The sequence below is a fragment of the Paenibacillus sp. FSL R10-2771 genome (assembly GCF_038000205.1).
Classification (GTDB): domain Bacteria; phylum Bacillota; class Bacilli; order Paenibacillales; family Paenibacillaceae; genus Paenibacillus_AQ; species Paenibacillus_AQ phytohabitans.
This window is the reverse complement of sequence record NZ_JBBOBM010000001.1, coordinates 4,684,904-4,698,525: the sequence shown is the minus strand read 5'-3', so window position 1 is coordinate 4,698,525 and position 13,622 is coordinate 4,684,904. Positions and strand designations below refer to the sequence as shown.

Sequence of the window (13,622 nt, the reverse complement as noted above, 5' to 3'; positions counted from 1 at the left end):
GCAGCGGAAGCCGAGATTGAACGGCGCACTATCCTAATCCAAGGATGGTGATGCCGTTTCTTTTTGTATACAAGTATCCTGACCTGCTGAAATTGCAGCTTGAAGCGGCTGTAGCGCAGCTTGCGCAAAGGCCATTGTATAAGTCTTTTAGCAAAAATATACTGTAACTGTAAGGAGAAGCGCAGGAGGCGATGGGCGATGAAAATTACAATTGAGAACGTTCCGGAGGGCGGTGAGCCTGAAATTATTCTAAGGTGCAACGACCCGGATGATTCCTTGCTGAGGCTGATCTACTCTGTGAACTCCAGCTCCAGAAAGCTGATCGGGATGAGCGATTTGCAGCTGCATATCATTAGTCCAAGGGATGTGTATTACTTCGAGGCGGTGGATCATAAGGTGTTCATTTATTGCCACGAGAAGGTGTACGAATCCCGGCTGAAGCTGTATGAGCTGGAGATGGATTACGAGCATGGGGATTTTTTCAGAGCATCCAAATCGACCATCCTGAATGTTGCCCGAATCAAATCACTCAGCCCGGTACTCTATGGAAGATACGAAGCGCTGCTGCAAAACGGTGAAAAGGTCTATATCTCCAGACAATATGTCCCTGTGCTTAAACAAAAATTAGGGTTGTAGCGGATGATTCGTGCTGGAAGAAATGAGCTGCTTAATATTCGGGAGGGAATATCATGATTACAACCGGTAAATATATATCTTTTTTCGTGAAAGATCTGTTAACGGCCTGCGGATTTTTGACGGTACTTGCGGCGGTTGTGCTGGCTCTGAGTTCTACGGAGACGATCAACGGCTCGCTGTTTATGCAGCTGTTCCTGGGGGCCTTGGCATTTACCTGCTTCCGCTATGCACTGGTGAATACCTATGAGGTTGATAAAAAAGTACAGACAATCAGCTTCTACATTTGTTTTATCCTCGCCGATGTTTTTGTGATTCTATGGCTGTGGCTGTTCGCTACAGGTCCCCGGCTGCTCGATAACGGAGTACTGGTGCCGTTCGTCATCGTAATTCTCGTAGTCAAAACCATGGTTTACACAATGATGCACATTGACGGTAAAAGGGAAGCCAAGCAGCTGAACCAGAAGCTGGAGGAGTATAAGAAGGACGGGGATAAATAAGCAGTAAGAAGTTAGCAGATAGCCTCCACACGTGCAGCCTTATAAACGAATATTCGAAAGCCGCCTTGGTGCCGGATCTGCCAGGGAGGCTTTTTATTTGGTTTATTGTATTTAGAGAACACAAAAATCCTGTTACCATTCTGCAAATTAAGCGTAACTAAGACGGTGTTATACATAATCTTCCATGGAGCTGATATCATGCTGCTTAACAGATCATCACTGATAGAGATGATGAATGGTACGGGTGAGCCAGAAGTCCGGCTTGAGAAATCACTTAATTTGTACCTGGAGCGGTTCGGTCAGCTTGAGCCGCAGATCCGCGCTTTTGTTCCTGAAGCGGACGCTGAACAACGGCTTGGCCGGGAAAAAGCGCTGCTGCTGCATACTTACAGCGAAGCTGACAGCAAACTGCCTTTATTCGGCATTCCTGTGGCGGTTAAGGACTTGCTGCATGTGGAGGGACTGCCTACCCGGGCCGGTTCGCAGCTACCCGCGGATCTGCTGACCGGACCAGAGGGCTCTTTGGTCCTAAGACTCCGCTTACTCGGCGCGTTGATTGCCGGGAAGACAGTTACCGAGGAATTTGCCTATAACGGGCCTATTGCAACGCGTAATCCGCATAACACCGCGCATACTCCCGGCGGGTCAAGTGCAGGCTCAGCCGCTGCGGTTGCTGCGGGAATCTGCCCGCTGGCGGTCGGTACCCAGACACTGCGCTCAGTCATCGCTCCTGCATCCTTCTGCGGCGTGGTCGGATTCAAGCCGAGCTATGGCCGGGTTCCGCTGGACGGGGTGCTGCTGCTCTCGCCTTCTTTTGACACCATCGGCTTCTTCACTCAAGATTTGCCTGGTATGGAGGCCGCCGCAGCTCTGCTTGTACCGGATTGGGAAGCCATTCCCGCTATATCTGACCGCAAGCCGGTCCTTGGCGTTCCCGCCGGGGTGTACATGGAGTTAATGAGTCCGGAAGTAAAAGCTGTCTTCATCGCTCAGATAGGGATACTCGAACAGCTGGGCTACCAAGTCCGCCACGTGGATATGCCCTGGAAGGATGAATTCATCTATGGAGATGCCATGATTCGGTTTATCGAGGGAGAACTGGCGCGGGAGCATGAGCATTGGTTCGCGGAGCATAGGGAGGAATACGGACTTCCAGTTCAGGAAGCTATCGTTAGAGGCAGGCAGATTCCGGATGAGGAGCTGGAGCAGTACCGGGGACAGCAGATGATTCTGCGGCGTGATCTGAAGGAACTTATGGTTCAGGAGGGCATCGACCTGTGGGTGTCGCCAGCCCAAGGAGGCACGGCACCCAAGGTAGAGGAGAATAATACAGGCTGGGCAGGAATGCCTGCCATCTGGGGATTCGCCGGATCGCCGTCAATCAGTCTGCCGGCTGCAATGATCGGGAGTATGCCGCTCGGCTTCCAGTGCATCGGCACCCATGGAGAGGACGAGACACTGCTGGCTTGGGTGCAGGAGCTTTGGCCTCACTTATGCACAAGCGCATAAGCCTCCAGCAATTTCTCCACAGGGATATCATTAATCCGCAGGCTGGATATTTCACATTGCGAGATATTTACGCCGGACAGATCACAGCCGCTGAACTGACTTCCTGCCAGATCACAGCGTTCGAACCGGGCGGGATTACCGGAAGCACCCAGACTCGTATCATGGAAATGCACACCATCCAGTGCCACCAGCGCAATTTCGCTGCCGCTTAATCTGGAGTCGGCAATCAGGACGCCGGTCAGATTAAGATTGGTGAACCGGGACCCGCTCAGGTTGCAGTCACTAAACAGGCTGCCGTGCAGATTGCTGTTATTGAAGCTGGCCGTCGCAAGATTTATGTTGTAGAAATCAGCCTTATCCATTGCACAGTTCTCAAACTCCGCTCCGGAGAGCCGCTGATCTTCAAACTGGATTCCCTGCTCCTCTGGAGCTGGCAGGGATCCGGTTATTTTCATATAGCCGTATTCATCCGGGGATTCGTAGATTCGCATATACCCGGATTTTTCATAGAAATAGTGGTTGCTTAGCTGTTTGCTTGAGGTTTCCAGCTTCCATGTACGCATTGCAGGATACTGCTCTTCAAGGAAGGAGAGAATCTTCGAACCATAACCCCGGCCTTGATAGGAATGATCGATGTAAATTTTGTCAACCCGGGCATGTCTGCCTACTATATGTACGTTTGCACCACCAATGATCTGCGAGCCGTCTTCAATTACATAATAATCAGTTTCTCTTATGGCATACCTGTGTTGCTCAATTGAATCATAACCCGGCGGGCGGAGATTGTTGTCCTGCAGCGCTTCCCCCGGCAGCCAGCGCTGCATTTCCCGGTCAAATGTTCTTTTCATAACCGCAGCCAGTTGTTCGGCATCTTCGGCCATAGCTTTGCGAATATTAATCATAGACCCTCACTCCAGTTGGCTAATAGAATTATCTACAATTATAACGAAGCCTGCAGCGGAATGCCGGACAGAAATTGCGGATGTTAAATACATACTCAGGAGGGACCTATGGAAATAAGAAAAGCTGTTGTAGCTGATGCGGCGGTCATTTTGGAGAATAGGCTTGTTTTTATTGAGGAGGTTACGCATGCCGTATTGCCGGCAAATTTCAAGGAAGAGACTTATGCTTATATTCAGGAGAATCTCGCCAATGGGAGGCTGGTTTGTTATATCGCTACTGAGCAGGACAGAATCATCTCCATTGCAGTCATGAGCACCTATGAAGTTCTGCCCACAGTCAGCAACCCCTCCGGTAAAAAAGGATATCTCTATAATGTGCATACTGCTGCAGCGTTCAGGAGACAAGGCTTGTTTACCCGTGTGCTCCATACACTAATTGAAGAGGCTGAACGCCTCGGTATAGCTGAAATATTCCTCGATTACACCGCAGACGGGAGAATGCTGTACGAGAAATTAGGGTTTAAGCATTTGGAGAAAGAAATGGTTCTGAAAATACGTTAACGGATGAAATAATTGAGTGAAAGGATTGAACCGTCTGGAGGCTTGGACCAGAGATGACCTGTGGGTGTTGTTGTATAAGTTAAAATCCTGCACGAAATACAACATTTCCGCTAGAATATCGACCCAAATCCCAAATTGTTGTATAAAATACAGCATTTCCTCTCCGCCCAGCAGATTAACGGGGAGATTCTTGTATTTCGTACAACAATTCTCCTAAACTCTCAGGTAACTCTGCATTCGAGTTGTAATCCGTACAACATTTAGCTACCTCCCGTTTGACCGCGGGCCATTCATTGTTGATTTGGGATAAAAAAATGCCCATTAGCAAAACGGAAGCGGGCTGCTCCCGTTATGCTAATGGGCTGCTCCCGTTATGCTTAAGGGCTGTTTCTACTTGCCGCCAGGCTTAGAGGCGCAGCGCTTCAGGAAGCGCACATCGATCTCGCCGCTGCCAGCAGTATTAGGCTTCAGGCCAAGGGAGAAGGCGTTCCGCTTCAGCAAGGACTTCACCTGGCCGGGCGTCAGGCAAGGGCGGAGCTGCAGCAGCTGCGCCGCTGCACCGGACACGATCGGCGTAGAGATGCTGGTGCCGGAGAGCTTGAAATACTTCCTGCCAACCTTGTTTCCCGGCAGTTCGCGGACCAGCTGGGAGCCGGGTGCACGCAGGGAGATCACCGAATCGCCGGGGGCAACAAGATCAGGCTTCACCTTACCGCCGGGAGCCGGTCCTCGGCTGGAGTAGACGGCGATACGGTCGTCCTTTTGCGTCACTGTCCGGCGGTCACTCACGGCTCCGACGGTGATGGCGGAGGGACTGATTCCGGGCGACTCAACCGTTCTGCGCCCGGGTCCGCTGTTGCCGGCGGCGATGACTACAGTGAGTCCGGCTTTGACGGCTTTCTCAACCGCCTGGACAAGAATATCGTCCTTGGCAGAAGGGCTGACCGGTCCGCCGAAGGACATGGACAGGATGCGCAGCTTCAGCTTTTTGCGGCGGGCCATGCACCATTCAATGGCTTTAATGATGGTGGAGTCATAACCGTCGCCGTTTTTGTCCAGCACCTTAATTCCGACGATCCCTGCTTCAGGTGCCGGCCCTCTGTATTTACCTTTGCTGGACCAGCCGTTCCCTGCGGCATCGCCGGTAATATGTGTGCCATGCCCGTTATCGTCATACGGACACTTCCGGTGATTGATATAATCCTTGAAGGCAATAATCCGGTTCACAGGCCGGGTCAGATCGGGATGCGGATACACACCGGTATCGAGCACGGCGATATTGATGCCTTTGCCGGTAAGCCCTCTTGAACGCTGAACGGCGGTGGCACCAATGGACGGGGTAGCGATATTTAAGGTGGTTTTTTTGATGCCATCAAGATAGACCTTGTGGACCCCGTTCCAGCAGCATACCTGCTCCAGACATTTGAGCGTAACCCGGGAGGCAACTGCGCGATGCAAAGGCAATTGATGTTTAATTGGAAAAGCGTGTGTCCCCAGATGCTTCTGCAGTGCCTTCATTCTGGCTGGAGTCAGCGGATGCTTGAACTGTATAATGACCGGAATGGCAGCCGGTTTCGCGGTGGATGTATAGGACTTGCGGATCTTTTGCTTCAGCGGACGGTTAAGCTTGGCGGCATGATGCTGAACCCATAACTTATCAGTCATTAATGTGATCACCTCTATGGAAGCATAGTATGCGGCCGGGTGATCAGTGGGTACGAATCTATTTATATAGGACACTGCTACATTTCTATGAATATCAGGCAATAACGCGTGTCGGCCGGTTCTTCATTTGCATTTACTACTGTATTCCAACAGAAAGTGGTGAAGCAATTGAAAGAATCAGAGAAGAAAGCATTAATGGCAAAACGTCTCCTTATGGCCAAAAAAGCAAAAGCATCGGCGGTAGTAAGACCCAAGAGACGGCGGATCAAACAGGTTCTCACCAATTTCATCGTGCTCGCAGTAAATAACAACAATGTCCCTTATGAAACGCAAGGCTGGACGGCTACGTTGACCAGAAGCTCAGGCACGGTTACCACCGCACAGTTCGATGAATTCGGTGTAGCCCAATTTAACACAATCAGCACTCTGACAACTATCAGCTACACCCTTAGAATTATTGATGCGGATAATGTTCAGCGTACTCAGAAATTCGTCCCTGCCAACCGTGAGTTCTTTGTAGCCCGTTTCTAAGAGACCGGCGCGTCCTGTTCTATACGGGGCGTGCCTTTTACTATACAGAATAATAGATATGATTCCTTGTACGTTTAAGCGAAATGTGAAATTATAGAAAAAAGAGTTTTATCATACATAGCAGGGGGAACAACGATGAAAAGCTATTTTGTTCATAATGGAACTGCTTTATTGCATGTGCTGGAGAGCGGGATGCCGGGTGCTAAAGCACCGTCCCTGCTCGTGGTCAGCGGATTGTGGGAGCCGGCGGAGCGGGCGATTCCGCTGCTCAGCCATTTACCGGTCATGTAGTGGCTTTCAGCTTCCGCGGCCGCGGCTTAAGCTCTACACCGGATACAGGTTATGATCTGGAAGATCATTTATCCGATATTGAGGCTGTAGTTAACCATAGCCTTCTTACAAACTATATTGTACTCGGCTTCTCCCGGGGCGCTGCCTATGCTCTTGGCTGGAGCCTAAGGCATCAGGATCAGATGAGGGGCCTTATCCTGGTTGATCAACCGCCGGTTCACAGGGCCATGTCCCTTGAAACGTTGGAGTTCTGGAGCAGCCTTGTCTATCAGCAGGTGCCTCTTCTGAACTATATCCGCCGGGAGGCTTTGCAGGGAATGGGGCGGGAAGCCCGTGAAGTGGACTTCTCGGCACAACTGCCGCAGCTTGCAATTCCCGTCACGCTGTTTGCCGGCAGGAATCCGGAATCTATGATCCCATCGGATATATCAGATGAAGTAATGGAGAAGTACCGCACATTGGTGCCCTGCTGCACTGTAGTCGAATTTACACAGTCCGGGCATATGATTCCGGATGAAGAGCAGGCAAAGTATATAGCTGAGGTTGAGAGATGTATGTCTGAGACTTTTCGCTAAGAGGAGGTAAGTCTGTGTTTAACTGGATTCAGAATCATACGAGACTTGAGTATATCACGGAGCTGGAGCCTTTCGATTTCAGCAGCGTGACGGAGCAGGAGCGTATCCGCAGAATGGAGCCGCAGGAGCAGCCTGCTGAAATGACTGCACTCGCGCAATATTTCATAGCTGCCAGTGCCTGGCTAACGGAGAATATGTCTATTACGATCCCTATGCGCAATGAAGAAGCCGCGAAGCGGGTGCTGGAAGAGGTTAGCCCGCATTTCAACAAGGTTCTGCAGTACACTGCTGCGGACAGAGGAAGTGGGATGGTTCTGCAGAAGCTGAAGCCGGCGTCCAAAGCACTCTTCGGGGCTGCACGCACCGCAGCGCTGCCGTTAATGGAAGATCTCTACCGGCATCATGATATCGGTGTATGGGATGCCGGCAAGCGGAGTATTGTGAATTATACCGTTAACCGTGCGGAGCTTGAACCCTGTGAAGGTCCGGAAATAGAGAAGCTGCAAGCCCTGCTGCATAAGCTGTATCTTGATCCGCCAGGGGAGGACTTTGGGCTGGCCCCGCTGGGCTGGAAGTTTGAGGATTCCCTTAAGGATTCCCTGATGCTGCGCTTCCTGGCAGGATTCACACCGCATCTGACGCTTGCTGTGGATTCCGGCACCATGGAAGTCATTAGCATTCATCTGTCTCAGGAGGAATTCAGCCGTCCGGTTCTGCTGCGCTCGGGATGGCCTAAGCCGCCGCGCAGGAATGGGGATTATCTGTATCTGGATCTCGGCAGGAAGCTCGTATATGTAGTCGATCTAAGCAAGCAGGCCAAGCTTGAGAACTGGGCTGATCTGCATGAAGAGGCCCGGGTGTACCATATCCTGCCGGACGGGGATTTTGCCCGCTTCAATCACCTTACCGCTGAGCCGAAACCGGCTGGTGTGGGCTTATTCTTTGATACAAATACGATTGGCAGAATGCTGGAGACAATCAACCTTGAGCTGGAGTCTTTTTGAAATAATAAATACTATAGAGGATCAGCGGAATGACCAGGAAATTGGCCAGCTGAATATATAGCAGATAGTCGAGCAGCTTGAACATATCGAACAAATCCCGCGAGAACAGGTACGAGAAAAGTATCGTCAGCGCGCAGACATAATGCTCCTTGAACCGGATCTTCAGGCCCGACAGCCGGATCAGCTCCATCAGTGCAAAGAAGCAGACGATATAACGGATGAACCAGCCGGCGACCACCTGCAGCATGACGAATAGCTCACCGGCCTCCAGGAAGCCGAAGGCGCTGATAATCTGGGTCTGTGTCAGCTTGGGGAACAGCAGGTTGACCGCACGGTCCGGCCCGAAGGTAGTAATGACGCCAAGCATCGAGAAGATCTGCATCTGGATAATGAACAACAGGGCAATCGACGTATGCAGGAGCAGCTTGGATTTGTCCCGCACACTGTCCAGGTAAGGGATCATAATGGTGACACAGCTAAGTGCGCCGAGAATCTTCAGGGTGCTCAGCAGCAGTGCAGGGGTTACTCCATGCTCCAGGATCGGATAGATATACTTCATGTCTTTGTATTTATGAGTCAGGAAGGCGAGCAGCATACCGGACAGGCTGATGAAGAAGATCACCACAATTGTCGTAATCGTTACGGAAGCAATCCCTTTTTTGACCACATAGACCGTCGCTACCGCAGTCACCAGTATAAAGACCCATACAGGCGTGAACAGCTGGAAACCGGTGTGAATGACACTGGCCTCGGCGCCCGCACTCTCAAATATAGTTAATAGAAGGGTCAGCAAAAACAGCACGGAAAAAAAGCCGCCGCCCCATTTGCCGAGCGATTTCGCATAGATGTCGAGCAGGTTATAATTTTTAGTCCTCTTCTTAATCGTCAGAATAACCCACATGTAAACAAGAATACAGGCTGAAGCGGCAATCATCGCAATCCAGGTATCTCTTCCGCCTAGCCGGATGAATGACGAGGGGAAGGTCTTAAGAGTGACAATCGCCAGGCTGCAGATGATGAAAAACAGATGTTTGGAGTTCATACTTCCCACTAGTACGCCTTCTCTCAGAAAAATTTAGACTTAACCTTTAGTATGGTCCGCTGTAAGGAATATTATTCCGGGAATCCGGCATACTATCCCTACCACTTAAGAAGGGCGGGAACCCGGATGACCGTACAGGCGAGTGAGCTTTCCTCTATACTAAGCGGCTGCTTTGATTTCATTAAGCGGGATATCGTGATGAACGATGCTGTCATTACTCTCTTTTATATAGAGACTATTTGTGATTCTACCTATATCAGCCAATATATTATCGAGCCGCTGTCGCAGGCGTCAGGGGGGATTACCAGCAGGGAAGAGGTGGGTAAGGCCATCTATGCCGCTAAATTCGGGGAGGTCCGGGATGCGGACGAGGCGCTTGAGCATCTGCTGGCAGGTGATCCGGTGCTGATTTTTGAGCAGCTCCAGTATGCTGTTTATTGTGACGCCCGCAAGCTGGAATCCCGTCCGGTTGAGAAATCGCAGTTCGAAGCGTCGCTCGTCGGCTCGAACGAGAGCTTCAATGAGCTGCTGGTCAACAATGTCAGCCTGATCCGCAAACGGATGGCTACGCAGACGCTGAAGATCGAAAGCCATATTCTGGGCAAGCAGTCGAAGACGCAGGCGGTTCTGCTCTATGTGGAGGGGACGGCTCCGGAGGATCTTGTCGCGACTGTCCGCCAGAAGCTGGAGGCTATGGACAATGAATTCGTGCTGGGCGCACAGTATGTTGCGGAAGCCTTAAGTCCGGGCAAGACAATGTTCGATACCATAGGATACACCGAGAAGCCCGATGCGATAGTCGCCAAGCTGTTTGAGGGCAGAATCTCCGTAATTGTGAATGGTACGCCGTTTGCACTGACCGCGCCCTGTTTCTTTTTTGAGAACCTGCAGTCCCCGGATGATTATGCCACCAACAGGCTGTTTGTTACGCTGCTGCGCTGTGTGAGATTCGGCTCGGTGCTGGTATCGCTGCTTCTGCCGGGATTCTATGTGGCGCTGACAACGCATCACTTCTCGCTGATTCCTTCTGCGTTTGTGTTCAAGCTTGCCGTGTCCCGTTCGGGGGTGCCTTTTCCGACAGTGGTGGAAGCGGTCCTGATGTTCCTGTTCTTCGAGCTCTCCCGGGAAGCGGGACGGCGGCTGCCGCATCAGATCGGACAAGCGCTCAGCATTGTAGGTGCCCTGATTCTGGGCGATGCCGCTGTCGGCGCCGGACTGGCTTCCCAGGCTACAGTGGTCGTGACAGGGATTTATGCCATTACCTCGTTCATTAATCCGCGTCTGACCTCGGCCATTTCTGTATGGGCAGTGTTCTCTATCATCATGTCTGCCTGTTTCGGGCTGCACGGCTTCTATCTGGGATTCATCCTGCTGGTGGCCCATTTGGGATCGCTGAGATCCTGTGATTATCCGTATCTGTTCCCGCTGGGCACCGAGAAATCGTTCCGCGCCGCCAATCTGGATGTGCTGGTCCGGGGACCGCTGAGCAAAGTATCGAAACCCTTCCTGTACCGGGGCAGAAAATGATCAAGGCGCTCCGCAGAAAAGTACTCGTCACACTGATGCTGGCGGTGCTGCCCCTCCTGCTGGCTTCCTGCTTGGGCTACAGGGATCTTGACCACATCGCATTCGTGACCTCCATTCTGATTGATCAGGATGAGGAGGAGAATCTCGTTTTTTATTTTGAGACGCTGAACTCCATCCGCAACTCCTCCAAAGAGGCGAACCAGGAGGAACGGATTGTATATAAAATAGCGACCCAGAATCCGGGTGATGCAATCAACCGGCTGGAGACCCACACCAGTGCCCCGGTTACCCTTGCCCACAACAAAGTAATCCTCTTCACGGAACGCTTTGCGGCGGGCGGGCTGGACCAGGCATTTGATATTTTTGACCGGTGGCAGGAATCCAGCACACGTACACTTCTGGGCGTGTATGTAGGAGAGACAGAGGATTTCATCAAGCCCAACCACGAGGAAGAGGTTATGACCGGCCTGTATCTCTATGACATGCTGGGCAACAAAGCATCCGTAACCTCCTATGGCGTCAAGCTGAACATCAAGGAGTTCATGAATCAGAAGATTATCGGCGATCATGTGAATTCCATGTCGATCATGAATGTGTCCAAGGATAAGGATACTAAGGGGCAGTATTTCCTGGACGGACTGGCGCTGATTAAAGAATATAGAATGGTAGGCAGACTGAGCAGCGAGAAGTCCATCTACTTCAACTTCCTGCTCGATAACGAGGTATCGGGCAATATCAATACACAGAATCCCGAGGACCGGACGAAGACGGTGAGCCTGCTGCTGCAGAATAACCGCTACAAGTCCAGGCTCGATTATAAAGACGGCATACTAAAGATGGAGATAATCCTTAAGCTGAACACCGATGTATCCTTAATCCAGGGGAAGCTGAAGCTGAATGAGGAGAATATTGCGAAGCTGGAGGCGTCCATGGCAGCGAAGATCAGAGCCGATTGTCTGGCGCTGTTTCAGAGATGGAAGGACAAAGGGACCGATATTTTTGATATCCAGGAGAAGTTTGACCGGAAATATCCTAAGCTCGCCGGCCGGAATATCATCGGGAGTACAGAGCTCGACCTTAAGGTTACGGTAGATATTAACGGCACGACAACGCTTAGGGATGCGGAATAGCAATATGATAATTATAGAAGCTGTTATCACGGCCATAAAGGCTGAGGTTGCAGCTTCTTTTTGTTATGACAGATTTCATGCCGCGAATAAGCGGCTTGCACGGGCTGTTGTATCTTTTGTCAAGATTTAATGCGTAATATTTATAAAATATTGTTCGATTATACAAACCAATCCGCAAATTTTAGCTATAATGACAATAAACCTGCCACGAACATTTCAAAGCCGGTGCATTAAAGATATAATGTGGCCATAGGTATAGGTATGATACAGTGCGGAAATGCCCGTAATTACGCAGCCTAAAGATGCCAGCGAAAGGTCTGAGGATGATGAGCCTGGAAGCCTTGAATGAACGTGTGAAGACCGATCTTTCCTACCTTGCCTATGGCGGCACGGACTGGGTACGCCCTCTGGAGCATCCCGAAGGCCATGTCTATGATGTTGTGATTGTGGGCGGGGGGCAGAGCGGATTGGGCGCAGCCTTCGGCCTGCTGCGTGAACGGATATCCAACATTCTGATTATTGATGAGAACAGTGACGGGCTGGAAGGTCCTTGGGAAACGTACGCGCGGATGGTGACTCTGCGCACACCCAAGCATTTGACCTCCATTGATCTGGGCATTCCATCGCTCACCTTCCGCTCCTGGTGGGAAGCGCAGAAGGGAACAGCGGCCTGGGATGAATTAGGCAAAATCCCCCGCGGCGACTGGATGAATTATCTGCGCTGGTACCGGCAGATTCTGCAGCTGCCGGTGATCAATGAGGTGCAGCTTAAGCTGATCGAGCCTGGTGAGGACGGGATCTACCGGCTGCGGATTGCCGGAGCGGGTGCCCCGTCCGGTCTGCTGCTGGCGCGTAAGATCGTACTGGCCACAGGTATCCAAGGCGGAGGCGAGTGGCATGTCCCGCCGATGATTGCGGAGCATCTGCCGGAGCATCTGTATGCACATACCTCGCAGAAGATTGATTTCGCCGCTCTCCGCGGCAAGCGGGTAGCGATTCTCGGCGGCGGGGCCTCGGCCTTCGACAATGCTAACTTCGTCCTTACTGAAGGAGCGGCGGAAGCGCATGTGTTTGTCCGCCGCGAACAGCTGCCGAATGTCAATCCGATCCGCCAGATGGAGGTTTCGGGCATGATTGAACGGTTCCATGCCTTAGCGGATGCAGATAAATATGCGGTGATCTCGCATTTCTTCAATTATAATCAGCCGCCAACGAACGACACCTTTGCACGGGCGGCGGCCTGGCCCGGCTTCCGGCTGCATCTCGGTTCTCCCTGGCTTAGTGTGGCGGCCTCCGGAGAAGAAGCGGTAGTGACTACGCCTAAGGGTGAATTCAGCTACGACTTCCTGATTGTCAGCACCGGGCTGCTCAGTGATCCCGCCCTGCGGCCGGAGCTGCAGCAGGTCCAAGCTCATATTGCCCGCTGGCGCGACCGCTATGAGGCGCCGGCCGGAGCGTCGAATGCGCTGCTGGATGCGCATCCGTACCTCAGCCCGGGGTTTGCGCTGCAGAGCCGGGATGAGGCAGACCGCAAGCTGCTGCATGGAATATTCATCTTCAATTATTCGGCCCTGGCCAGCTGCGGCTTATCGGCATCGGCGATCTCCGGCCTGAAGAATGCGATACCGAAGCTTGTCTGTGGTGTAGCCGACCAGTTGTTCATGGATGACCGCCAGCAGACCCTGCAGGCGTATTATGATTACGACGAGATTGAGTTTACCGGCAAATAATACAAGAAGAGGCTGTACCGGG

The 13,622-nt window shown here is 51.7% G+C and carries 14 protein-coding genes; 11 read left to right on the top strand and 3 right to left on the bottom strand.

Annotation, left to right across the window (positions count from 1 at the left end; all coding sequences use genetic code 11):
- Positions 1–198: 198 nt before the first annotated feature.
- From NSU14_RS20240 to NSU14_RS20230, 3 genes are all read left to right on the top strand, one after another.
- Positions 199–636, top strand: a complete 438-nt coding sequence (locus NSU14_RS20240) for a LytTR family DNA-binding domain-containing protein (protein ID WP_076242783.1) — start codon at positions 199–201, stop codon at positions 634–636.
- Between the two features lie 53 nt (positions 637–689).
- Complete coding sequence (locus tag NSU14_RS20235) at positions 690–1,133, top strand: hypothetical protein (protein ID WP_042135502.1); 444 nt, start codon at positions 690–692, stop codon at positions 1,131–1,133.
- Positions 1,134–1,331: 198 nt separating this feature from the next.
- Complete coding sequence (locus NSU14_RS20230) at positions 1,332–2,642, top strand: amidase (protein ID WP_340947054.1); 1,311 nt, start codon at positions 1,332–1,334, stop codon at positions 2,640–2,642.
- On the opposite strand, the gene NSU14_RS20225 is transcribed toward NSU14_RS20230, so the two are convergent.
- On the bottom strand, positions 2,621–3,544 hold the full coding sequence (locus tag NSU14_RS20225) for a GNAT family N-acetyltransferase (protein ID WP_340947053.1): 924 nt from the start codon (positions 3,542–3,544) through the stop codon (positions 2,621–2,623). The genes NSU14_RS20230 and NSU14_RS20225 overlap by 22 nt on opposite strands.
- 108 nt (positions 3,545–3,652) lie before the next feature.
- Here NSU14_RS20225 and NSU14_RS20220 point away from each other — a divergent pair, with 108 nt between their 5' ends.
- Positions 3,653–4,105 (top strand): GNAT family N-acetyltransferase, encoded by a 453-nt coding sequence (locus NSU14_RS20220; protein ID WP_052421772.1) that lies wholly within the window; start codon positions 3,653–3,655, stop codon positions 4,103–4,105.
- A 390-nt stretch (positions 4,106–4,495) separates the two neighbouring features.
- Here NSU14_RS20220 and NSU14_RS20215 read toward each other — a convergent pair whose 3' ends face one another.
- Positions 4,496–5,770, bottom strand: coding sequence for a S8 family peptidase (locus NSU14_RS20215; protein WP_340947049.1), 1,275 nt, complete (start codon positions 5,768–5,770; stop codon positions 4,496–4,498).
- A gap of 195 nt (positions 5,771–5,965) precedes the next feature.
- On the opposite strand from NSU14_RS20215, the gene NSU14_RS20210 reads away from it, so the two are divergent.
- From NSU14_RS20210 to NSU14_RS20195, 4 genes are all read left to right on the top strand, one after another.
- Positions 5,966–6,301, top strand: a complete 336-nt coding sequence (locus tag NSU14_RS20210) for a hypothetical protein (protein WP_052421773.1) — start codon at positions 5,966–5,968, stop codon at positions 6,299–6,301.
- A gap of 135 nt (positions 6,302–6,436) precedes the next feature.
- Complete coding sequence (locus NSU14_RS20205; RefSeq protein WP_340947045.1) at positions 6,437–6,592, top strand: hypothetical protein; 156 nt, start codon at positions 6,437–6,439, stop codon at positions 6,590–6,592.
- On the top strand, positions 6,592–7,167 hold the full coding sequence (locus NSU14_RS20200; RefSeq protein ID WP_340947042.1) for an alpha/beta fold hydrolase: 576 nt from the start codon (positions 6,592–6,594) through the stop codon (positions 7,165–7,167). Before NSU14_RS20205 ends, NSU14_RS20200 begins: the two co-directional genes overlap by 1 nt.
- Positions 7,168–7,181: 14 nt before the next feature.
- Positions 7,182–8,171 carry a hypothetical protein gene (locus tag NSU14_RS20195; protein WP_340947038.1) on the top strand — a complete coding sequence of 330 codons (990 nt, stop codon included), beginning with the start codon at positions 7,182–7,184 and terminating at the stop codon, positions 8,169–8,171.
- Here the strand turns inward: NSU14_RS20195 and NSU14_RS20190 are convergent.
- Positions 8,146–9,213: a GerAB/ArcD/ProY family transporter gene (locus tag NSU14_RS20190; RefSeq protein WP_042140976.1), complete on the bottom strand. Its 1,068-nt coding sequence runs from the start codon at positions 9,211–9,213 to the stop codon at positions 8,146–8,148. The two genes, NSU14_RS20195 and NSU14_RS20190, sit on opposite strands and share 26 nt — an antisense overlap.
- Positions 9,214–9,339: 126 nt before the next feature.
- Here NSU14_RS20190 and NSU14_RS20185 point away from each other — a divergent pair, with 126 nt between their 5' ends.
- The 3 genes from NSU14_RS20185 to NSU14_RS20175 all read left to right on the top strand — a co-directional run bounded on the left by NSU14_RS20185 (position 9,340) and on the right by NSU14_RS20175 (position 13,600).
- Complete coding sequence (locus NSU14_RS20185) at positions 9,340–10,740, top strand: spore germination protein (protein ID WP_340947036.1); 1,401 nt, start codon at positions 9,340–9,342, stop codon at positions 10,738–10,740.
- Positions 10,737–11,870 (top strand): Ger(x)C family spore germination protein, encoded by a 1,134-nt coding sequence (locus NSU14_RS20180; protein WP_076242787.1) that lies wholly within the window; start codon positions 10,737–10,739, stop codon positions 11,868–11,870. Before NSU14_RS20185 ends, NSU14_RS20180 begins: the two co-directional genes overlap by 4 nt.
- 326 nt (positions 11,871–12,196) lie before the next feature.
- Positions 12,197–13,600 carry an NAD(P)/FAD-dependent oxidoreductase gene (locus NSU14_RS20175; protein ID WP_340948970.1) on the top strand — a complete coding sequence of 468 codons (1,404 nt, stop codon included), beginning with the start codon at positions 12,197–12,199 and terminating at the stop codon, positions 13,598–13,600.
- Positions 13,601–13,622 lie beyond the last annotated feature (22 nt).